The organism is Desulfosarcina sp. (assembly GCF_055467485.1).
Genome location: NZ_JBUOIV010000009.1, coordinates 1 through 21,125 on the forward strand (window position 1 = coordinate 1; position 21,125 = coordinate 21,125).

Consider the following 21,125-nt stretch of genomic DNA (forward strand, 5'->3'; position numbering starts at 1 on the left):
GCTTAAGTTTGTTCAGGAGGAAGTTCAGCTCCAGAATGTCGGCATTACCGGAATAATCACCATAAGCCCTCTTTTTCTCGACTCCGCAGATGTGAACCGCATACTTGGTAAGGTCACGGCACAGCTTCAAATATGACTTGGATTCACGGTCAATTTCAATGTCGTGTTCAACAAGGAGGTTGTCAGCCACATGCCTCATCTCATCGACATGCTTTCCCAAAGCAAGGGACTCCTTCAACTCTCCCTGCCGCAATGAATATAACTGATGCTGATTGTCAGCTTCATTAACGGTCCGTCTGGTCGTCAGCCTTCGCTCTTCCTCTATATTAAGGGACTCTTGTATCCATTCTGAAATGATGGCCTGAATCTGGCTCTCAGTGAGTTCTACAGGCATTCCTGAAGTGTTCCTTTCTCGCAGTTCTTTAAACAGGTTATGGACTTTCACGGCAATAAATCGAGATTTGACCTTGGCCTTTCCCAAGTAGCCAGTTCGCAGACTGTACCTGATTTCCTTGCGACCGACAATGCCATGGAGGTCAGGAGGCACCACATAGCGGAAACAATACGAATAAGGAGTGCGAACGAGATAGGTTGCGGTTCGGCTTGTAGTGGTTAGTCTGTTACGGGTGGGGTTGCTACGAGCAGTCTGGGTCATCGTCCTTACCTCCGGTTTTGTGTAACCGATTTGTGTAAGGCGATACAGCAAGGCCCAAAATAAAAAACCCATCGGCATCTTTAAGAAGAAACCCGACGGGTTATTTACTGTATGGTGCCGAAGGGGAGACTCGAACTCCCACTGGGGAACCCCAACTAGACCCTGAACCTAGCGCGTCTACCAATTCCGCCACTTCGGCACGTTTCAGTCCGATTTCAAAAAGGTTGATTTCAAACTGAAGATGCACTAACTATATTTTTTTGTTTTTCGTGTCAAGCCCATTTTACGGTTGCACAAAAGATCATGAAAATCATCCAAGACATCGAAACCATAAAAGAACCTTTCAAATCCGCCGTGGTTACCATCGGTAATTTCGACGGTGTCCACATCGGCCACCAGGCGCTTTTCCACGAAGTGATCGAAAGAGCCGAGGCCATGGACGGCACCGCCGTGGCCATCACCTTCGACCCCCACCCCATCCGGGTAATCACCAGAAACGGCCACCCGCCCCTGATCACCCTGTACGAACAGAAAGCGGAACTGATCGAAAAATCCGGCATCGACGTGCTGGTCTGCATCCCCTTCACCATGGACTTTGCCGCGTTGTCGGCGCGAATTTTCGTCGAGGAGATCCTGGTGAAACGCATCGGGATGAAGGCCATCGTCGTCGGCCAGGACTATACCTTCGGCAACAACCGCGAGGGCAATGTGGATCTGCTGCGTCAGTACGCCGAAGAGATGGGCTTTACGGTGATCGTGGCGGACTGGATCCAGTCCTCAACCGTCGACAACGACCGCATCAGCAGCACGGCCATCCGTGAACTGGTCATGGACGGCCAGATCGAAAAAGCCGCCAAGATGCTGGGCCGCAACTACCAGATCCGCGGCACCGTGGCCCACGGCCGGGACCGGGGCGGCAAACTGCTGGGCATCCCCACCGCCAACATCAACCTGCACGACGAACTGTGTCCCAAGGTCGGTGTGTATGCCGTGATCGTCCATTACGACGGGCAGCGCTTTCCGGGGGTGGCCAACATCGGCTACAGCCCCACCTTCGACGATCATATATTTACCGTGGAAGCCCACATCCTCGACTTCAACAAAGATATTTACGGCCGGAATATCATGGTCAACTTCGTCCGGCGCCTGAGGGACGAAATAAAATTTTCCGGCATTCCCGAACTGATCGAACAGATCGACCGGGATATCAAAGCAGCCAGGCTGATTCTGGCCCCCCACTTTAAAGAATAAAGCATCCTGACACAGCAGAGAGGACTGGGTTCGGCGCTTGAAACCAGCGTCGCTCTGTCCGTCGATCCTCCCCCTGCGGTTTCCCCGCGTTCGCTTATCGATTGACCGACCTGAAAAAACAGCGGCGGCGTCGCTTTTACGGAGGCACGGGTTAGTTGTCGGTTCATGGTTGCGTTCCCGCCGGCGCGGGGATGACACCGTCGACCGAACCTTTGGCCTCCGGCCGGGTGCGCTGGCTTCACTACCGGATCTGAAATCCCGTCCGTCAAACCTGAATTCGTTCACGGCTGTGCCCATTCGCGATCTTTTTCGTTTGAAAATTCAAAAATATGCGTTAGATTAATTGGTTGACTGAAGACAACGAGCAAACGAGGGTGAACCCAGTGACTGTGTTTGACATACTCACTTATCCGGACAGTTTCCTGAAAAAGCGCACCGTACCGGTCGAAAATATCGACGGAGCCATGCAGTCCGTCTTCGACAGCATGGCCGAGACCATGTACGTGGCCCCCGGCGTGGGCCTGGCCGCCCCCCAGGTGGGCATCGGACAGAGTTTCATCGTCTACGACATCGCTTCGAAAGAAGATGGCCACGACCTGCACGTGCTGGTGAATCCGAAGATCGTTACCAGCGAGGGCGAGATCCTTTCGGAAAACGAGGGTTGCCTGAGCGTTCCCGACTTCAGGGCGGACGTCAAACGGTCCGAGCGGATCCTCGTGGAAGGGCTCGACCGGGACGGCAACCCCCTGCGCTTCGAGGCGGACGGCCTTCTGGCCATCGTCATCCAGCACGAACTGGATCATCTCAACGGCACCCTGTTCATCGACCACATCAGCGCCCTGAAGCGGCAGATGTACAAGCGCCGGGTCAAAAAGGAGATGAGGCAGCAGTGAACCGGCCATTGAAAATTGTCTTCATGGGCACGCCGGATTACGCCGTGCCGTCGCTTCGGGCCCTGCATGACAGCGGGCATGCAGTGCTGGCCGTGGTGACCCAGCCCGACCGGCCCAAGGGCCGGGGCCGCAAGCTGACCGCGCCGCCGGTCAAAGAGACCGCCTTGGAATATGGTTACCCGGTTCTGCAGCCCGAGAAGGTGCGAACCCACGCTTTCCAGGAGCAGATGGCCCGGCTGGCGCCGGACCTGTTCATCGTGGTGGCCTTCGGCCAGATTCTGCCCCAGCGTCTGCTGGAGATTCCCAGCATCGGATCGATCAACGTCCACGCGTCGCTGCTGCCACGCTACCGCGGTGCCGCGCCCATCCAGTGGGCCGTCATCAACGGGGAGCGCGAAACCGGCATCACGACCATGATGATGGACAAGGGCATGGACACCGGCGATATGCTGCTGATGGAAAAAACCGAGATCGGACCCGAAGAAACCGCCGGTGAGCTTCACGACCGCCTCAGCGAGATGGGCGCCCGTACGCTGATCCGGACCCTGGAAAGGCTGCAGAACGGCAGCCTGGAGCGCGTGCCCCAGGACCACACGCAGGCGACCTACGCCCCCATGCTAAAAAAGAAGGACGGAAAAATCGACTGGTCCTTGCCAGCCGAGCGGATCGCATGCCTGATCCGCGGCGTGACCCCTTGGCCCGGCGCCTATACCTTCAGCAACGACATGCGCCTGAAGATCTTCAAAGCCAGCGTCCTGGAGCGGGAGATCAGCGTACCGCCGGGAACTATCCTCGAGTGTTTTGCCGGCGAACTCCGCGTGGCCACCGGCAGGTCGGCCATTGCCATCCAGGAAATTCAGGGGGAATCGGGCAAACGCCTGCCCATCGACGACTTTCTGTGCGGCTGCCAATTGCCGGATGGGACGTGTCTGGGCTGAACCAACCATGGCCACATCACTACCAACCCACCCCCGATCAGGACGAAACCGGCCCGTTACCGACCCCAGGGCCGCTGCCCTGGCCATGCTGGATCGCGTGGACAGGGGCAAGACGACCCTGGACGCGCTCCTCGATGACGCGGCGCCCATGCTGGCGAAGCTTTCGCGCAGGGACCGGGCCCTGTTCAACGGGCTGGTCTACGGGGTGCTGCGATGGCGGCTGCGATTGGATGCCGTGGTCGCGGCCTACGCCGACCGGCCCCTTAAAAAGATCTCGCCGCCCATCCTGAATATCCTGAGAATTGCCCTGTTCCAGATCCTGTTCATGGACCGGATCCCGGCATCGGCGGCCGTCAACACGGCGGTCGACCTGGTGCGGACCCGCAAGGCCGCCAAAGCGGCCGGTTTCGTCAATGCCCTGCTGAGAAATGCACTGCGGGAGCCCGGCCGGTTCAGCATTCCCGACGCCCAGGATTCACCGGTGGATCACATCGCCGTGGCCCACGCCGTTCCCCGTTGGCTGGCCTCGCGCTGGATCCGACGGATGGGCCTTGCCCAAACCGACCGGCTGTGTGCGGCAATCAACGCCATCCCGCCCATCACCTTGCGCTGCAACCGACTGAAAAACGAGCTGGCGGAACTGGCCGATGCCCTGTCGGACCAGGCGGAGGCCATCGAATACGTGGAGAGCATCCCCGGCGGGGCCAACCTGATCCGCCCGCGCCGGCCCATCCCGGAAATGCAGGCCTTTATCGACGGCCGCTTCTCCGTCCAGGACGGGGCGGCTCAACTGGTTTCCCTGATGCTGTCACCCCGGCCGGGAGAAACCGTTCTGGACGCCTGCGCCGGTCTGGGGGGCAAGACGACCCACCTGGCCCAGATCATGGGCAACCGGGGCGCCATCGTGGCCATGGACAGCGCGGAAGCCAAACTGACCCGCCTGGAGGACGAGGCGCGCCGTTTGGGCGTGACCATCATCCGCACCCGGCAGGCGGACCTGAACCGCCCGCTTCCCGCCGGGACGCTGCCCCGATTCGACCGGATCCTGGTGGATGCCCCCTGCTCCGGCCTGGGCGTACTGCGGCGCAACCCCGACGCCAAATGGTCGTCCCAGCCGGCCGACATCCTCCGGTCGGCCAAACGGCAGGCGCGCTTTCTCGACCATCTCGCCCCGCTGGTCAAAACCAACGGTGTATTGGTTTTTGCCGTCTGCAGCATGGAACCGGAAGAAAATGAAGACGTAATCAAGACTTTTTTGAAAAAGCATGCAAACTTTGCTATAACCGGTGCGCCATCCATTGAAGAGAAGACCGTGCTTCCTTTCCTGGGCGAAGACGGCTTTTTCAGAACCGCTCCCCACATCGATCAGATGGACGGCTTTTTCGCAGCGCGGCTTGCGCGCACGCGCTGACAGGATTAAACGCCATGCCCGTTTACGATTACGAGGCCCTGGACACCAAGGGCAAAACCGTCACCGGCATCATCGATGCCGACGGCGCCCAGGCGGCACGGCAGAAAATCCGCGCCATGGGCAGCTTTCCGGTCACCGTCAAAGAAGTCACCGGCGGCGAAACCAGCAAAGAGTCCCGCAGTTTTAGCTTCTCAAGCCTCTTCAGCCGCATCACGCCGGCCCATGTCAGCCTGTGGACACGCCAGCTGGCGACCCTGACCGGCGCCGGATTCCCGCTGGTCACCGCCCTGACCACCCTGGTGTCACAAACCAAGACCCAGGGGTTCACCAAGATCGTGGCCCGGATCAAGGACTCCATCGTCGAGGGCAACAGCTTTGCCTCGTCCCTGACGCTCTACCCGTCGGTTTTCTCTCAGATTTACATCAACATGGTTCGCGCCGGAGAGACCTCGGGAACGCTGGAAATCGTTCTCCAGCGCCTGGCGGACATTATGGAAAAGCAGCAGGAGCTCAAGTCCCGGATCCAGACCGCCATGGCCTACCCGATCCTGATGACCGTCATCGGCACCCTGGTGCTTTTTTTCCTGATGACCTTCGTCATTCCCAACATCACCACCATCTTCGTGGACATGAACCAGGCCCTGCCCACCCCGACCCGCTTTCTGATCGCGGCCAGCGATCTGTTCAAGCGCTTCTGGTGGCTGCTGGTGGTCGTGATCATCGGCGGCCTGGTGGCGTTAAGGAGCTTTAGAAAGACGGAACGCGGGCTGGTTGCCACCGACCGGATGATGCTTCGCATACCCGTCATGGGAATGCTGCTGAAAAAGATCGCCGTGGCCCGCTTTGCCCGGACCCTGGCTTCGCTGCTCGAAAACGGCGTGACCATGCTGCCGGCCCTGGAGATCGTCAGGAATATCACCGGCAACGTGGTGATTTCCGGCCTCATCGAAAAGGCATCCGGCGAAGTCGAAAAAGGTCAGGGACTGGGCTTGTCCCTGGCGGCCGACGACGTCTTTCCCGACCTGGCCGTGCAGATGGTCCAGGTGGGCGAACAGAGCGGTGAACTGGAAGCCATGCTCTACAAAATCGCCGACGTGTATGAAAACGAAGTCCAGTCATCGATCATGAGCATGATGGCCATGCTGGAGCCGGTGATGATCCTGGTCATGGCCGTGGTCGTGCTGTTCATCGTGCTTTCCATCTGCCTGCCCATTTTCGAGATGAACCAGCTGGTGGGATAGGACCAACGGTTGGTGGTTCCCGGTCTCTGGTTTGTGGTCGAGTTGGCTGGAGGGGTTGATGGCTTCCAGCTTTGACCGTTGGGCTTTGAGCTGCAACCTTGCGCGCTTGATTGTTGGGTCGCATTGGGTTAGTATCCGCTATTGAGAAACGCAACGGGTTCAACGGCGCCGGTCGAACGCCGGGCAAGGAACCATGGAGGAAATATGAATCTGTCTCTCCCGCAAAACGTGGACAACCGCCGCGGCTTCACCCTGATCGAACTGATGGTGGTCATCGTCATCCTCGGCATTCTGGCCGGCCTGATCGTCCCGCGCATCATGGGCCGCCCGGAGCAGGCCAAACAACTCAAAGCCAAAATGCAGATCGAAAGCATCGGCACGGCCCTCAAACTCTACAAGCTGGACAACGGCGCCTATCCGACCACCGAGCAGGGGTTGCAGGCCCTGGTGGAGCCGCCCGCCTCGGGCAACGTCCCCAAGAACTGGCGCAAGGGCGGCTACCTGGAAAAGGGCAAGGTGCCCAAAGACCCGTGGGGCAATGACTTTATCTACCTGAGCCCGGGCGTCCATGACGATTTCGACATCATCGCCTACGGCGCCGACGGGGCGGCCGGGGGTGAGGACAAGGATGCGGATATCAACAGCTGGGAGACCGACTAACGCGGCACCGGCGATCATCTGTCGGGCTTGCGCCCGTCTCTCATGCCATGACATCGAGCCAGTCTGCCCATCTGCTTGCCCTGCACACGCAGGAACCCCTGGAAATCAAAAAAGGAACCACCCGTTTGGGCGATCGTGGATTCACCCTGATTGAAATGATCGTTGTGACCACCCTGATCAGCATCATGCTGGTGGTGGCCATACCCCGCCTGGAGGGAGGACTCTTTTCCGACGGCGGCGACGAAACCGCGCGCTGGATCATCGCCAATGTGCGCGGCCTCAAGGAAAAAGCGGTAGTCGAAAACAAAACCTACCTGCTCAACGTGTCGCCGGACATCCAGCGACTCTGGGTCACCGAAGCCGGCATGGCGGAAACCGATGCCGATGCCGCCCGCGAAGCCGGCTACGCCCTGCCACGCGGGGTGACTATCGACCATGTGGCCTTTTCTCGGACCGAGCGTGCCTCCAGCGGGACGATCCCTATTGCCTTTTATCCCAAAGGCTATTCCGACAAGGCCGTCATCCGCGTACGAACCACTGACGGCGATCGCCTGGCCTTTTTCATCGAACCCTTTCTGGCCGGGGTCGATCTGGTCCGGGGAGCGGAAGGATGGTAAGCACGGCGTCCGTCAACTCCCGGTGCCGCCGAACCGGGCCCGGACGAAGCGGGAACCCTGAAAACGGCTTCACCCTCCTGGAAGTGATGGTGGCCCTGGCCGTGGTGGCCATTGCGCTGACAGCCATTTATCGCATGCATACCCAGACCCTGTTCATGGACGCCAGGGGACGGTTCGACACGGTGGCGGCCCTGCTGATGGGTCAGAAGCTGGCCGACATCGATACCATGGAACTGAAGGATCTTATCGGCGACAGCGGGGATTTCGGCGATGCCCACCCCGGCTATGCGTGGCAGATCCAGACGGAAAACGTCTCGTCCGACCTGCTCAAGGAAGACGGGCCGACCCTCAAGCGCATTACCGTCACCATCCGCCGGGATGGAGAAGCATCCGTTTTTAAACTGGATACTTACAGGCTTTCATATGAATAGCGCGCACCGGTGGCCATCCCCGGCAGCCATTTCCGCCGGCGGATTCACACTGCTGGAAATCATGGTGGCGATCTTTATCTTCGCCCTGGTGATCACCACAATATTTGGCTCGTTCCGGGCTGTTTTCTCCAGCGCCGATGCCGTCGGCGGCGACGTGGCCCTCTTCGAGTCGGCCCGTACCGGTTTAGGGCGCATGGCCACCGATCTGAAAGGCCTGGTCGTCTCCGACTATCCGCGATATACCAAGCCGACCTTCAATGACCCCAAGGATCCCTATCGCCTGGTGGGAGATACGACCGACGTGGCCGGCGGCAGCTTCGGCCGCCTGCGCTTCGTCTCGCTGGCCCACCTGGCCGTGAACGGGGATTCACGCCAGGGGGTCAGCCGCATCGTCTACTATGTTTCCCAGCGCGCCGACGAATCACTGGTCCTGCGCCGTGCCGACCACCTCTATCCCTTTCCCGACTTCGAGGAGAGCGTGGACGATCCCATTTTATGCGACAACATCCTGGCCCTCGAATTCGCCTACCTGGGGGCCGAGGATGAAACCAGCGACCGCTGGGATTCGGAATCGGCAGACACCGATTACGCCACACCGCGGGCCATCGAGATCCGCTTGACGGTGGGAACGCCGTCCCGGCCCAAACCATTCACCACACGGGTATCCCTGCATGTGCACCGTAAAGCCGCTGAATAGCCCGGCCGGGCAGACGGTCCTGGGCAACTGCCGGGGGGTGGCGATCCTGGTCGCCATCGGGGTGGTGGCCGTGCTGCTCACCGCCGGACTGGCCTTGAACAGCCGTATCCGCAGTTCGGTTACCGGCGCATCCCTTGCCAGGGAGCGGGTGCTGCTTTCCGAAATGGCGGTGTCCGGGGTCCATGCCGCCATGGTGATGCTGATCAACGACCGCAAGGAAAACAACGCCGATACGCTTCAGGAGGATTGGGCCAACCCGGAAAAAGTGGCCGAAATGATGGGGATGATCCCCTTTGATGATGGCAGTGTCGACGTCCGCATCACCGATGAGCGTGGCAAGGTCCAGGTGAATGCCCTGGTCAAGTTTCCCGAAGGCCAGCAGTTTTCCGCCAGCCAGCGCTTGCTTTGGGAGCGCCTGCTGGACGAGGTGTTCTCCCTCTTCGAAGCACTGCCGGACAGCGACCCCAATATGATCATCAATTCGCTGAAGGACTGGATGGACCACGGCGATGACGAGGCCATTACCGGCCTGAGCGGTGCCGAGTCTGACTACTACGAAGGTCTGGAACCGCCATACCGGTGTAAGAACGGACCCTTCGACCACCTGGGAGAAGTCGCCCTCGTCCAGGGGATCACCCCGGAGCTGTTCGCCGGCGCGGGCGGTGCAGCCGGGCTCTCGTCCCTGCTGACCGTTCACGGGGTGTCGGCGGCCGGTGACGGCCGTTTCACCTATGACGGCAAGATCAACATCTCCACGGCCGACGTTGCCGTGCTCGCCGCCCTGCTGCCCGCCGAGAATTCGGATCTGGCGGAGGCCCTGGCCGACTATCGCGTGGCCAAGGCGGATGAGACGTATACCCACACCATCACCGATGCCGGTTGGTACAAAAATGTGCCGGGGGCCGGGGGAGTCACCATCAGTCCCGATCTGATCACCGTCTCCAGCGACCTGTTCCGCATCGTTTCAACCGCAACACGCAATAAAAGAACCATCACCGTCAATGTGGTGGTCCAGCGGGAAAAAGAACAGGAGACCGGCAGATGGATCTGTAAAACCTTGATTTGGCAGGTAGAATAAGATATATGAAACAGGTTGAGGGTCCGGTATGGTGTTTTGAGACGGATGGTAGTAACATGGTGGCCGTTGGCCCCGTCCGTCCATGAAAATGCCCGCCGGTTTTGATCCAGGAAAAATAAACGGATCGATGATATTGACGACAGCCACTGAACCCCAAACAGACGAACAACCATGAGCCGCAAGGTCCTCAGCCTGGAAATCCGAGAGGAATCGATCGCAGCCGTACTGCTTGACAGCAGTTTCAAGGGCAGTCAGCTGGAGACGCAGGGGTATTTTCCCATCCCGGCGGACAAGGACGGCGATGAGGGCGTCCAAGAAGCCCTTCAATCCCTCGTGGAATCGTTCAAGCCTGCCGGCGCCACCTGTGTGCTGGGCATCCCCGCAACGGTTGTCTCCTTCAGAAATCTTTCCGTCCCCTTTCATGACATCAAGAAAATCCGGCAGATCCTGCCATTTGAACTGGAACCCAGCCTGCCGATTCCGGTAGAGGAATTGATTTTCGATTTCGAGGCCGTCAAGCATGACAAGCAGCAGGACCTGCTGACCTTTTCGGTAAAGAAAACGGATATCCAGCGCTATATTGCGCTTCTCGAAACGGTAAATTTAAGGCCGGTTGTCATCATGCCCGGCGGGTATGCCGCGGCCCGGTTCATCTCCACGATGACCGACGACAGCGGTGATTTTATCTTCATCGACACCGGTGAAGGCAGCCACACGATCTACGCCGTCTGTTCCGGACACGTTCGCATGGTCCGCACCCTTCCGGTGGCCACTGACGGCAACCCGGTCGTCCGCAATCTGGAAACCACCCTCAAGCGCACCTTCACCGCCCTTCAGGAAAGCCTGGGAATCGGGGTCGACCCGTCTGCGGTATTTTCCGCGGGTCCCCAGGCCCGGCTGCTGACCGGCGGAAAAGGGTCATCCACGCTGCTGGGCGTACCGGTCAGATCCATCGACGGTCTGCGGACCTTTCCCCGCCTGAAGGGGTCGCTGGACACCCCGGAATGGCAATCCGGACATCTGGATATCGCTCTGGCCCTGGCCCTGATGGAAACCGAGGGCGTCGGCGGCGTCAATTTTTCCACTGAGCGATCGACGATCCAGCACTACTGGAGCGAATACCGCAAAAATATCATCCTGACCGCGTCCCTGATCGTCCTTACCCTGGTGATCGTGCTGGGAGGCCAGTTCCTGGCGGTGAATGCCAAACAGCGACGTCTGGCCGAACTGGACCAACAGATCGAAACGATCTTTAAGGCCACATTTCCCGAAGTCACGCGGGTCGAGGCCCCCCTGCAGCAGATGCAGATCAAGATCAAGGAAGCCGGAGACGGCAGCAGCGGCTTCGATTTAACCGGCGCGCGCGTCCGGGTCATCGACATCCTCAACGCCCTGAGCCAGCAGATCCCGTCGTCCGCAGACGTCAAGGTCAGCCGTATGGTGGTCGGGGCCGACAACGTCGTGCTGTCCGGCGATACGGACACCTTCAACACGGTTGACGACGTCAAGGGCAAGCTGGAAGCAGCGGACCTGTTTACGAGTGTAACCATCAGCTCGGCCGACCTCGAGAAATCGGGCAACCGGGTGAGATTCAAACTGAAACTGGATTTTTAGCCAACCATGGCCATCAAACTCAACAAACGTGAAAAAATCGGTGTGGCTGCAGCGGCGGCCGCCATCGTGATCTTTCTGGTGTTGCAGGTCCTGGTCTTCCCCCTGTTCGAGAAAAACGCCCAATTGACGCGAACGCTGGCCACCCGACAGCAGGAACGGGAACAGATTCTGCTGTTGCAGGCCGAATACCAAAAAACGGCCGAAAAGGCGCAGGAGGCACAGCGTCACCTCAAGAGACGCAAACAGGGATTCACCCTCTTCTCATTTCTGGAAACCCTGGCGGGACAGACGGGTGTCAAAAGCCATATCGCCTATATGAGGCCGACCACCACGAGCCAGAAGGACAGCCCGTACCGGCTGTCCATGGTAGAGATGAAGCTGCAGGAAATCACCATGTCGCAGCTTCTGGCCTATCTGCACGGCATTGAAACATCCATGGAGATGATCTCCATCAAACGGCTCTCCATTTCCAAGGGAGAGCAGAAGGCCGATCTGATCAATACGGTGTTTCAAGTCGAAACTTTGGAGATGTAACGTATCTCATGATATCCGTTAAGGCCGTTTTCGCATATCTGTTGGTCGCCCTGCTGGCGGCAGCGCTCTTTCTGGTCCTGCTGTTCCCCGACCAGGCGGTCAAATCATACGTGGACGGCCAACTGGCAGCCATCGACCCGTCGCTGAGCATGGAGGCGAAGACGATCCGACCGGCCCTGCCGCCGGGACTCAAAATGATCGGCATCGACCTGAACCGCGAGGGCGTTCGACTGGCCCATTTCGAAGACGCCCGTGTAGCGCCCGATCTGGCGAGCCTGCTCCAGGATGAAAAACAGGTTCGCTTTCAGGCCCATATCGCCGACGGGACGATAGACGGCCGCGCAACCGTTCAGGGCACCGGCCCCTCCGGCCCTCTGCGGGTGGAAGCGGATCTCTTTGACATCCGCCTGGACAAACTCGAAGCCATTAAAGCCGATGCGCCCTTTTCCCTTTCCGGCGCCCTCAAGGGCCGCATGACCCACGATGCGTCGCGCACCCCGACGGGCATGACCAGCGGGTTGCTGAATGTTTCGGACCTGCACATCACCCTGAAAACGCCTTTTTTCGGCATCACCGATCTGGTGATGGACCAGACGGATGCGGACTTTTCGGTCAGCAGGGGGAGCCTGCGGCTCAAATCGCTGACTTTCGACGGCCCCATGCTTGAAGGCAAAATTTCCGGTACCATCGAACTGAGACAACCCTTCGAGCAGAGCCGCCTGATCCTCACCGGAAATGCCAAGCCCCGGCCGGAGTTGATCGCCCGGCTCCAAGAGACCATCCCCCAGGGGATCGTCAACACGCAGACATTGGGAACCCGGGGGCTGACCTTCCGGGTCCGCGGTTCCATTGACCGCCCAGATGTCTCCATGAGATAGGCGATGATACCAAAAGCCATTTTCACATTCATCAATCTGCTGTGCATCACCGTTTCCGCCTATGTGGTCGTGGACGGTTTTTACGGGACCCTGTCCGCACGGCTGGCCCAGTCCCCCCTGTCAACCCGTCAGAACGTATACCGGGTGGGCGATACGGTCACGACCCAGCGCCCCCTGGCCGCCTATAATGCGATACTGGAACGCAACCTTTTCAATACCCGTTCCACCAGTGAACCCCAGACGGGAAAGGTGGATGTCGAATCGCTGGAAGCGACCAAACTGAACCTCAAGCTCTGGGGGACGGTTACCGGCACCGGCGATGGCGACTATGCGGTCATCGAAGACGTCAAGGCGCGCGAACAGAACCTGTACCGGGCCGGCGACGCCATCCAGACGGCCACCGTCAAGGAAATATACAGGGAGAAGGTCGTCCTGACCGTAAACGGAACGGATGAAGTGCTCCAGATGGAGGAACTGGAATCGGGCAAAGCCCCATTCCGGCCCGGCGGGCTTCCGGTTCGCGCAACGGCGCCCTCCTCCGGTGCGGTTCGCGCCCAGCGAATCTCCCTGAGGCGCTCTTACATCGAGCAGTCCATGACCGACGTAGCCTCGCTGATGACCCAGGTACAGATCCAGCCACACATGGAAAACGGCGTCCCGGCGGGCCTGGCCCTTTCCAGTATCAAGCCCAATTCCATCTTCCGCAGAATGGGCCTTAGAAACGGAGATGTCATCGCCGGCGTGGACGGCAATGAAATCACATCGGTAGATGACGCGCTGAAGCTGGTGGACAGCCTTAAATCCGCATCCAACCTCTCTGTGCAGCTAAAACGCAGGGGACAGGAAAAAAACATCGAATATATCATCAGATAGCCGGCCAGGCGCCCCCGGGCCCGTTGCCGGTGGAAACGGGAAAAAAGATATGGCTATGGAAAACACAATGGATGCGACCAGAAAATGCATGGTCGGCGCGCTGATCGTCGTGCTGACGGTCTTTCTCCTTGCCGCCAGCACCGCCGCCCAAAGTCAGGACCCGAACCCGGTTAACGGCGGCAGTGCGGCGGCAAATGGTTCACAGCGCTTTGTTTCCATTGATTTCAACAATGTGGATATCAGCGTATTCATCAAGTTCATCAGTGAACTCACCGGTAAAAACTTCGTCATCGATCAGCGTGTCAAGGGTAAGGTGACCATCATCTCCCCGTCCAAGATCTCGGTTGACGAAGCCTTCAAGGTGTTCGAATCGGTGCTCGACGTGCACGGTTTCGCCACCGTGGAGACCGGCAGACTGATCAAGATCATCCCGTCTCCGGATGCACGCACCAAGAGCATCGAAACCCGAACCCGGGCCAAGGGCGATTCAGACGATGACCAGGTGGTGACCCAGCTGATGCCCCTGCGCTATGCCGACCCCGACGAAGTCAAGCGGCTGTTCACCCCCATGGTTTCCAAGAGCAGCGTCATTCTCTCCTACGCGCCCACCAACACCTTGATCATCACCGACAATTATTCCAACATCGTCCGCCTGATGAAGATATTGAAGACCATCGACATCCCCGGCGTGGGACGTGAAATCACCATCTTTCCCATTCACAATGCCGATGCGGCCAAGCTGGTGTCTCTGCTGGAAACCGTATTCAAATCCTCCCAGGGCCAGGTCAAGAAAGGGGCGGCGCCATCGGACCGCGGCGCCGCCTTCGTGGCCGACGAACGCACCAACAGCATCATCATGGTGGCCAGCGAAGTCGACACCAACCGGATCCGCAGCCTGATCGACACCTTGGACCTGGAGACGCCCAAGGGCAAAGAGAAGATCCACGTCTACTACCTGGAATATGCGGCAGCGGAGGAAATCGTCGCCGTGCTCAAAGATCTCCCCAAGGAGGACAAGGCCAACGCCGCCGGTGCCAAGGAAGCGCCCGTGGTTTCCGACAAGGTGACCATTACGGCAGACAAGGCCACCAACAGCCTGATCATCACCGCCGACCGGGACGACTATGCCACCCTCGTGGAAATCATCCGCCAGATCGACATCCCGCGATCCATGGTTTACATCGAAGCCTTGATCATGGAGGTCAATGCGGAAAAAAGCTTCGATCTGGGCACTGAATGGGTCGTGGGCGACGATGTCAACTTGAACAATGACCGCCAGGGGATCGTCGGCGGCGGCTTCACCACCGATGATTCGAGCCTGCAATTCAACCCCACCACCGGGGCTCTGGTGCCATCGCTCGCCTCCGGCTTTTCATTAGGCCTTTTCGGTGAGGCGATCGAAATTGCCGGCGTCTCGTTTCCCAGCATCGCAGCCATCGTCCAGGCCTATAAAAAAGACCGGGATATCAACATTCTGTCGACACCCCAACTGCTCACCACCGACAATCAGGAAGCCAGCATTACCGTGGGCAAGAACATCCCTTTCCAGACCACCACATCCACAACCAACAACGACACCTACAATTCGTTTGAATACCGGGATGTGGGCAAGACCCTCAAGATCACGCCGCAGATCAACAAGGACCGCATGGTCCGGCTGAACCTGTCGCTGGAAGTCTCCGCCCTGGAGAGCAGTGTGGATAATCGGCCGACGACGCTGAAGCGCACCGTGGAAACCACGGTGATGGTCAGGGACAGCAGCACCGTGGTCATCGGCGGGCTGATCGACGACACCTTCTCCCAGACCGAATACAAGGTCCCCTGCCTGGGCGACATACCCGGACTGGGCTGGCTCTTTAAAACCAGCGCCAAAGGCAGCGAAAAATCAAATCTGTTCATCTTCATCACCCCTAAAGTGATCCAGAACCCCGAGGAAGCCTCGACCATATACGATTCCAAAAAAAGCGAAATAGACGAGATGCGCGAGCTGCAGATCAAGCTCTACGAAGGCGACAAGGACGCGGCACCGGCCGAGCCCGTTGAAGGTGATCGGTCAAACGAACCGGTCCCGGGGGCGATGATCGACGACAAGGGGGACAGCGGAAATGCAGGCCAGGCCGCCATCATGCAGATCACACCCGCCGCGTCTGAATCGGTGATTGATCCCTCGGCAGACCGCTATCATCTCCAGGTGCAGTCCTTCAGCGACCAGATGTCGGCGATGGGTTCGGTGGAGAGACTCAAGCAGATGGGATATAAGGCCCATATCACCGAAACGGATGTGGACGGCAAAATCTGGTACCGGGTGCAGATCGGGGGCTTTTCTGACCGCGTTGCGGCACAGATGGCCCGGGACACCCTGTCCGAACAGGGCATGACGGACACGCTCATCCTGAAAAACAGCCAATGAACAAATCCCTGGAAGACATCATAAAGAGCAAGTACGGCGTCTCTGAGGAGGATTATGCGGACGCCGTCCGGCTGCACAGTGAAAAAGGCGGCCGCCTCTCCGAGGTGCTGCTGCAGCGCAAGGTCCTCACCGAGACCCAACTGCTGGATGCCTTGGGCGAAGTGTATGACATCCCCTTCTGGCCCGAACTGCCCCTGGAGAGCTTCGGTGAGGATCGCACGCGCAGTGCCCCCATCGGGTTTCTCAAGCGCCATGCCATGGTGCCGCTGGTACTCAAGAATATCCCGGCATCCGGGGTTACCGTTCTGCCCGAAGAGATGGTCAATATCATCGCCGTCAACGACCCGGCCGCGTTTGAACCCCTGGACGACCTGGCCCGGATGATCGGCTTTTCATCCTACAACCTGGTGCTCTCCACCAAGAGCGCCATTTTTGCCGCCATCAACCTGATCTTTGACATGAGCAGGGGCACCGCCGAACAGCTGGTCCAGCACATGGAGGAAGATGGCAGCACCATCATCAGTGAGATCGAGGACACCGCCGACCTGCTCGAGGACACCAGCGATGCCCCCATCATCAAGCTGGTCAATCACATCATCTCCCAGTCCATCAAGGCCCGCGCCAGCGACATTCACATCGAGCCGTATCAGGACAGTTTCAAGGTGCGCTACCGGGTGGACGGAATCCTCTACGACCTGCTCACGCCGCCAAAATGGATTCAGGCGTCACTGATTTCGCGAATCAAAGTCATGGCCAAACTCAATATCGCCGAAAAGCGACTGCCCCAGGACGGTCGCCTGGAGGTCAAGATCGGCAGCCAGAATGTGGATGTGCGTGTTTCCACCCTGCCCACCACCTTCGGCGAACGGGTGGTCATGCGCCTGCTGAACAAATCGGAGGAGGTCCTGAACCTGAAAGAACTGGGACTGTCGCCCGAAGACCTCGAACTGTTCAACCGGCTGGTGACCCAGCCCAACGGCATCATCCTGGTGACCGGTCCCACCGGAAGCGGCAAGACCACCACCCTCTACTCCGTGCTGGCCTCCATCATCAAGCCGGACATCAACATCATCACCATCGAGGATCCGGTGGAGTACCAGCTCAAAGGCATCAGCCAGATCCAGGTGAACCCGAAAATCGATCTCACCTTTGCCCGCGGCCTGCGTGCCATCGTTCGCCAGGATCCGGACGTGATCCTCATCGGCGAGATCCGCGACAAAGAGACCGCCACGATCGCCGTCCAGTCGGCCCTGACCGGCCACCTGGTGTTCTCCACCCTGCACACCAACGATTCGGCCGGTGCGATTACCCGCCTGGTGGACATCGGTGTCGAGCCGTTTCTCATCTCCTCTTCCGTGGTGGCGGTCATAGCCCAGCGTCTGGTGCGTGTGCTGTGTGACCACTGCAAGGAAGCCTACACCCCGGGCGTAATCCTGGACAGCATCGGCATTTCCCGGGCGCAGTTGAGAAACCACACCCTCTATCAGGCCAACGGCTGCGAAAAGTGCTTCAATACCGGATACCGCGGGCGTATCGCCATATTCGAGATCATGCACATGCGCGAGGGACTGAAAAATCTGATTCTGAAAACCTTCGATGCCACGCAGATCAGACAATTCGCCCTGCAGTACAAAATGAGAACCCTGCGCCAGAGCGGCATCGAAAAAGTGCTGGCCGGAACGACCACCATCGAAGAGGTCCTGCGGGTGACCCAGCAGGGACCGGATGAACGGGAACCATCAGCTCCTGAACCGCGGTAGCAAACGTATTTTCCTTACCTGGCGGCGCAACGGGGTGAACGAGGCGCCCGACCCGATTGATAAAATGGCCGGCGAAGCGAGACTTTCGTTTGGCGTTCGATGGCCGTCATTCATACACGGCTTCCGGCGTCTATCGGAAAAACCCGACGGCCGGTTGAAGGTTCAATATGAAAACCCGCTACCTGGCGACCCTTTTTTTCCTGTTGGCCGGCACCGCATGGGCCGGGCCTCAGGCATCCGGTCCGCCCCCTTCGGGGGAATCCATGCCGGTGCTGGCGGGACCTATCGGCTTCTTCCAGCGGTATCTGTCCGGGGCGGACGGCCACCGCTGCCCCATGACCCCGTCGTGCTCCAGCTATGCCCTGCAGGCCGTTAAGCGTCACGGAAGCATCAAAGGATGGATCATGGCCAGTGACCGGCTGATGCGCTGCGGCCGTGACGAACTGAAGTTAAGTCCGTCCGTAATGACCCGCAACGGCATCCGCTGCCAGGATCCGCTTGGCAACAACGACGTCTGGCCGCACTGACGAAGGGAATGCCCAGAGGTGAATCAACCCGTGTTCCGCTTTCTGACCGCCCTCGGCGTGACCCTCGTGCTGATGGCAGCCCCTGCCGGCGGCTTCGCACAATTGACTATCGATGCGGACAGCCAATACCGGTATGCCCAGTCCCTTCTCGATTCAGGGGCCGCCGACGAGGCGATTGCCGAATTCAACCGCTTTATCCATTTCTTTCCGACCGACCCCAGAGTTCCCCGGGCCCGATTCCAGACGGGCATGGCCCACTTCAGCGCCGGCCGGTATCCGGCGGCAGCGGCCATTTTCAACCAGCAAACCGTTGATTATAACGGCTCGCCCCTGGACACCAGCGCCTTTTTCATGCTCAGCCGCAGCCATGCCCGCCAGGGCATGATCGAACAGGCCATATTGGATCTGTACAACCTGGTGGCATTGTCTCCGGGACCGGCGGTCATCGACCGGGCCCACTACGAATTGGGGTGGCTCCATGTGGATCAGGGCCGCTGGACCGACGCTGACCTGGCCTTTGGTCGCATTTCAGCCGACAATCAGGACCGCTTCCAGGTAGCCGATCTGAAGCAGGCCCTGGCCCGCAGCGGGGCGATCCCGGTCAAGGCTCCGACCACCGCCGGTTTGCTTTCGATCATACCCGGCGGCGGTCAGCTCTACTGTAACAGATACCAGGATGCGGCTACGGCCTTTTTGCTCAACGCCGCGCTGATCTGGGCGGCATGGGAGGCTTTTGACAACGAGCAATACGCCCTTGGCAGCGTGATCAGTGTCGTGGAGTTCGGGTTTTACGCCGGCAATATTTACGGTGCCGTCTCCAGCGCCCACAAGTATAACCGCGACCGGGTTGCCGAATACCGTGAACGCCTCAACCAGCGCAGGCAGATGTCCTTATCCCTGGCCCCGGCACCCGAGGGCGCCGCCCTGTGCCTGACCTTTCGATTTTAATGCCATGCCATCTCCCCCCGCTTCATCGGTAAGGCATCTGGCCCAAAAAACGCTGCGGATCGTTCTGCTGGTCGCCCTGTTCATGGCCATGGCCGGTATTGGCGCCTACGTGTCGTTGACCCTGATCATCAAGGGGGAAGATACCGTGATCGTCCCCGACCTGGTGGGCAAGGACGTCCTGTACGGCCTCGAGATCCTTTCGGACCTTGGACTCAATACCCGCGTCAAAGGCACGGAATACCATGACCAGGTGCCTAAAAACCACGTCATCGATCAAGATCCGGAGGCCGGTGCCGCCATCAAGCGGGGCCGGGACGTGAAGATTCGCGTCTCGCGAGGGCCGGAGACCATTTCGATGCCCAATCTGGCCGGCCTTTCCCTCCAACAAAGCCGGATCCTGTTGACCGAGTATGGGTTGTGCCAGGGGCTGTTGTCCGGCATGGCCAGCCCCCGTTTCGATGCCGGGCAGATCATGGCCCAATACCCGCCACCCGGCAGTATCGTTTCGCGGAACACCTGTACCGACCTGTTGATCAGCCGGGGGCCGTCATCCCCGGCATTTTCCATGGTCGATCTTTCCGGATTTAGCCCGGAGTCGGCCATTCGCCGTTTGGAACGGATGCAGCTGGCCGTGGGAAGCATCCGGACCGTTCGCCGCATCGATGCGCCACCGGATACCGTCGTGAATCAGATACCACCGGCCGGACACCGGGTTGCACCGGGCAACCGCGTGGACCTGACGGTAAACCGATCCATTCAGGGCCGCCATGCAGGCGGAACCGGGAGCGCCGACCCGGTCGAACTGTTCCGGTTCGCTCTGGAAAACGGTTTTTTGAAGAAACGGGTCCAGGTCAGAATGAATCGGCCGCAGATGTCGCTCAACCTGTTTGATGATTTCATGGCGCCGGGCCAAGAGATCTGGCTTTTGGTTCCAAAAAATGGTAACCCCACCATACTGGTGTATGTGGATGACCAACTGATGGAAACCCGCATCATGTATGCAGACTGACTGCGCAGGCCAATCGTTGAACAGGTAAGGAGATGTGAAGATGAAATGCATTGCACCGTCGATTCTATCGGCTGATTTCTCTCGACTGGGTGAAGAAGTTCGTGCGGTGGAAACGGCCGGCGCAGACTGGATCCACGTGGATGTCATGGACGGCTGTTTCGTCCCCAACATCACCATGGGCCCGCTGGTGGTTGAAGCGGTCCGCCGGTCCACCGCGCTGACCATGGATGTCCATCTGATGATCGAACGACCGGAACGCTATATCAAAGATTTTGCCGATGCCGGTGCCGACTATATCGCTGTCCACCAGGAGGCCTGCACCCACCTGCATCGAACCATTCAGTTGATCCGTGAACATGGGGCCAAGGCCGGTGTGGCCCTGAATCCCGCTACGCCGGTGGAATCCCTCCAGTGGACACTGGATGACCTCGATTTCGTTCTGATCATGAGCGTCAACCCCGGCTTCGGCGGTCAGCAGTTCATCCCGTCGGCCCTGGACAAGGTGGCCCAGCTCAGGGCACTCATCCGCGAGCGGGGTTTGTCCACCCTGATCCAGATCGACGGCGGCGTGAACGCCGACACCATCGGCCGCATCTCGTCAGCCGGCGTAGATGTATTCGTGGCCGGCAGCGCCATCTTCGGCAGCGGCGATTATGAACGGACCATTTCCGAACTCAAGGCAAAATGGTAAAAGGGGGTA

21 protein-coding genes and 1 tRNA gene are annotated in these 21,125 nt (G+C 59.1%); 20 read left to right on the forward strand and 2 right to left on the reverse strand.

The features are described from left to right. Both ACZCED_RS06370 and ACZCED_RS06375 read right to left on the reverse strand, forming a co-directional pair. A partial coding sequence (locus tag ACZCED_RS06370; RefSeq protein ID WP_464860451.1) for a DUF6538 domain-containing protein occupies nucleotides 1–655 on the reverse strand: 655 nt, incomplete at its 3' end. A 112-nt stretch (nucleotides 656–767) separates the two neighbouring features. Further along, nucleotides 768–854, reverse strand: a tRNA-Leu gene (locus ACZCED_RS06375). Between the two features lie 104 nt (nucleotides 855–958). Here ACZCED_RS06375 and ACZCED_RS06380 point away from each other — a divergent pair. From ACZCED_RS06380 to rpe, 20 genes are all read left to right on the forward strand, one after another. Next, on the forward strand, nucleotides 959–1,906 hold the full coding sequence (locus tag ACZCED_RS06380) for a bifunctional riboflavin kinase/FAD synthetase (RefSeq protein WP_462969383.1): 948 nt from the start codon (nucleotides 959–961) through the stop codon (nucleotides 1,904–1,906). 383 nt (nucleotides 1,907–2,289) lie between these two features. Beyond that, complete coding sequence (gene def, locus ACZCED_RS06385) at nucleotides 2,290–2,799, forward strand: peptide deformylase (protein ID WP_464860452.1); 510 nt, start codon at nucleotides 2,290–2,292, stop codon at nucleotides 2,797–2,799. Continuing rightward, nucleotides 2,796–3,737 (forward strand): methionyl-tRNA formyltransferase, encoded by a 942-nt coding sequence (gene fmt / locus ACZCED_RS06390; RefSeq protein WP_464860453.1) that lies wholly within the window; start codon nucleotides 2,796–2,798, stop codon nucleotides 3,735–3,737. Before def ends, fmt begins: the two co-directional genes overlap by 4 nt. Nucleotides 3,738–3,744: 7 nt before the next feature. After that, nucleotides 3,745–5,148: a 16S rRNA (cytosine(967)-C(5))-methyltransferase RsmB gene (rsmB, locus tag ACZCED_RS06395; protein WP_464860454.1), complete on the forward strand. Its 1,404-nt coding sequence runs from the start codon at nucleotides 3,745–3,747 to the stop codon at nucleotides 5,146–5,148. A gap of 14 nt (nucleotides 5,149–5,162) precedes the next feature. Next, nucleotides 5,163–6,389, forward strand: a complete 1,227-nt coding sequence (gene gspF, locus ACZCED_RS06400) for a type II secretion system inner membrane protein GspF (protein ID WP_462969387.1) — start codon at nucleotides 5,163–5,165, stop codon at nucleotides 6,387–6,389. A gap of 204 nt (nucleotides 6,390–6,593) precedes the next feature. Next, complete coding sequence (gene gspG, locus ACZCED_RS06405; protein WP_462969388.1) at nucleotides 6,594–7,049, forward strand: type II secretion system major pseudopilin GspG; 456 nt, start codon at nucleotides 6,594–6,596, stop codon at nucleotides 7,047–7,049. Nucleotides 7,050–7,096: 47 nt separating this feature from the next. After that, the gene (locus tag ACZCED_RS06410) at nucleotides 7,097–7,666 is read left to right on the forward strand and encodes a pilus assembly FimT family protein (RefSeq protein WP_464860455.1); all 570 of its coding nucleotides are present in this window, start codon (nucleotides 7,097–7,099) and stop codon (nucleotides 7,664–7,666) included. Next, nucleotides 7,660–8,097 carry a type IV pilus modification PilV family protein gene (locus ACZCED_RS06415; protein ID WP_464860456.1) on the forward strand — a complete coding sequence of 146 codons (438 nt, stop codon included), beginning with the start codon at nucleotides 7,660–7,662 and terminating at the stop codon, nucleotides 8,095–8,097. The genes ACZCED_RS06410 and ACZCED_RS06415 overlap by 7 nt, the downstream gene beginning before the upstream one ends. Continuing rightward, nucleotides 8,090–8,794, forward strand: a complete 705-nt coding sequence (locus tag ACZCED_RS06420) for a type II secretion system protein GspJ (RefSeq protein ID WP_462969391.1) — start codon at nucleotides 8,090–8,092, stop codon at nucleotides 8,792–8,794. Before ACZCED_RS06415 ends, ACZCED_RS06420 begins: the two co-directional genes overlap by 8 nt. Beyond that, nucleotides 8,769–9,872: a type II secretion system minor pseudopilin gene (locus ACZCED_RS06425; protein ID WP_464860457.1), complete on the forward strand. Its 1,104-nt coding sequence runs from the start codon at nucleotides 8,769–8,771 to the stop codon at nucleotides 9,870–9,872. Before ACZCED_RS06420 ends, ACZCED_RS06425 begins: the two co-directional genes overlap by 26 nt. A gap of 171 nt (nucleotides 9,873–10,043) precedes the next feature. Next, nucleotides 10,044–11,486: a type II secretion system protein GspL gene (gene gspL, locus ACZCED_RS06430; RefSeq protein WP_462971630.1), complete on the forward strand. Its 1,443-nt coding sequence runs from the start codon at nucleotides 10,044–10,046 to the stop codon at nucleotides 11,484–11,486. 6 nt (nucleotides 11,487–11,492) lie between these two features. Then, entirely contained in the window at nucleotides 11,493–12,020 is a 528-nt protein-coding gene (locus ACZCED_RS06435; RefSeq protein ID WP_462971629.1) for a hypothetical protein, read from the forward strand. Nucleotides 12,021–12,028: 8 nt separating this feature from the next. Next, on the forward strand, nucleotides 12,029–12,898 hold the full coding sequence (gspN, locus tag ACZCED_RS06440; protein WP_462971628.1) for a type II secretion system protein GspN: 870 nt from the start codon (nucleotides 12,029–12,031) through the stop codon (nucleotides 12,896–12,898). Nucleotides 12,899–12,901: 3 nt separating this feature from the next. Further along, nucleotides 12,902–13,771, forward strand: coding sequence for a type II secretion system protein GspC (gene gspC, locus ACZCED_RS06445; protein ID WP_462971627.1), 870 nt, complete (start codon nucleotides 12,902–12,904; stop codon nucleotides 13,769–13,771). A gap of 67 nt (nucleotides 13,772–13,838) precedes the next feature. Continuing rightward, complete coding sequence (gene gspD / locus ACZCED_RS06450; RefSeq protein ID WP_462971626.1) at nucleotides 13,839–16,181, forward strand: type II secretion system secretin GspD; 2,343 nt, start codon at nucleotides 13,839–13,841, stop codon at nucleotides 16,179–16,181. Continuing rightward, nucleotides 16,178–17,941: a type II secretion system ATPase GspE gene (gene gspE / locus ACZCED_RS06455; protein ID WP_462971625.1), complete on the forward strand. Its 1,764-nt coding sequence runs from the start codon at nucleotides 16,178–16,180 to the stop codon at nucleotides 17,939–17,941. The genes gspD and gspE overlap by 4 nt, the downstream gene beginning before the upstream one ends. Before the next feature lie 167 nt (nucleotides 17,942–18,108). Beyond that, nucleotides 18,109–18,468: a membrane protein insertion efficiency factor YidD gene (yidD, locus tag ACZCED_RS06460; protein WP_462971624.1), complete on the forward strand. Its 360-nt coding sequence runs from the start codon at nucleotides 18,109–18,111 to the stop codon at nucleotides 18,466–18,468. A 30-nt stretch (nucleotides 18,469–18,498) separates the two neighbouring features. Next, nucleotides 18,499–19,416: a tetratricopeptide repeat protein gene (locus ACZCED_RS06465; protein WP_462971623.1), complete on the forward strand. Its 918-nt coding sequence runs from the start codon at nucleotides 18,499–18,501 to the stop codon at nucleotides 19,414–19,416. Nucleotides 19,417–19,420: 4 nt separating this feature from the next. After that, entirely contained in the window at nucleotides 19,421–20,425 is a 1,005-nt protein-coding gene (locus tag ACZCED_RS06470) for a PASTA domain-containing protein (RefSeq protein WP_462971622.1), read from the forward strand. A gap of 40 nt (nucleotides 20,426–20,465) precedes the next feature. Continuing rightward, the gene (gene rpe / locus ACZCED_RS06475) at nucleotides 20,466–21,116 is read left to right on the forward strand and encodes a ribulose-phosphate 3-epimerase (protein WP_462971621.1); all 651 of its coding nucleotides are present in this window, start codon (nucleotides 20,466–20,468) and stop codon (nucleotides 21,114–21,116) included. Nucleotides 21,117–21,125: the final 9 nt, after the last annotated feature.

Excerpts from the sequence above, each read along its gene's own strand:
- gspE (WP_462971625.1), top strand. The coding sequence starts at position 16,178 with ATGAACAAATCCCTGGAAGACATCATAAAGAGCAAGTACGGCGTCTCT.
- ACZCED_RS06410 (WP_464860455.1), top strand. The coding sequence starts at position 7,097 with ATGACATCGAGCCAGTCTGCCCATCTGCTTGCCCTGCACACGCAGGAA.
- ACZCED_RS06380 (WP_462969383.1), top strand. The coding sequence starts at position 959 with ATGAAAATCATCCAAGACATCGAAACCATAAAAGAACCTTTCAAATCC.
- ACZCED_RS06470 (WP_462971622.1), top strand. The coding sequence starts at position 19,421 with ATGCCATCTCCCCCCGCTTCATCGGTAAGGCATCTGGCCCAAAAAACG.
- gspG (WP_462969388.1), top strand. The coding sequence starts at position 6,594 with ATGAATCTGTCTCTCCCGCAAAACGTGGACAACCGCCGCGGCTTCACC.
- rsmB (WP_464860454.1), top strand. The coding sequence starts at position 3,745 with ATGGCCACATCACTACCAACCCACCCCCGATCAGGACGAAACCGGCCC.
- yidD (WP_462971624.1), top strand. The coding sequence starts at position 18,109 with ATGAAAACCCGCTACCTGGCGACCCTTTTTTTCCTGTTGGCCGGCACC.
- gspF (WP_462969387.1), top strand. The coding sequence starts at position 5,163 with ATGCCCGTTTACGATTACGAGGCCCTGGACACCAAGGGCAAAACCGTC.
- ACZCED_RS06425 (WP_464860457.1), top strand. The coding sequence starts at position 8,769 with ATGTGCACCGTAAAGCCGCTGAATAGCCCGGCCGGGCAGACGGTCCTG.
- rpe (WP_462971621.1), top strand. The coding sequence starts at position 20,466 with ATGAAATGCATTGCACCGTCGATTCTATCGGCTGATTTCTCTCGACTG.
- gspD (WP_462971626.1), top strand. The coding sequence starts at position 13,839 with ATGGATGCGACCAGAAAATGCATGGTCGGCGCGCTGATCGTCGTGCTG.
- gspL (WP_462971630.1), top strand. The coding sequence starts at position 10,044 with ATGAGCCGCAAGGTCCTCAGCCTGGAAATCCGAGAGGAATCGATCGCA.
- ACZCED_RS06415 (WP_464860456.1), top strand. The coding sequence starts at position 7,660 with ATGGTAAGCACGGCGTCCGTCAACTCCCGGTGCCGCCGAACCGGGCCC.
- ACZCED_RS06435 (WP_462971629.1), top strand. The coding sequence starts at position 11,493 with ATGGCCATCAAACTCAACAAACGTGAAAAAATCGGTGTGGCTGCAGCG.
- gspC (WP_462971627.1), top strand. The coding sequence starts at position 12,902 with ATGATACCAAAAGCCATTTTCACATTCATCAATCTGCTGTGCATCACC.
- ACZCED_RS06420 (WP_462969391.1), top strand. The coding sequence starts at position 8,090 with ATGAATAGCGCGCACCGGTGGCCATCCCCGGCAGCCATTTCCGCCGGC.
- gspN (WP_462971628.1), top strand. The coding sequence starts at position 12,029 with ATGATATCCGTTAAGGCCGTTTTCGCATATCTGTTGGTCGCCCTGCTG.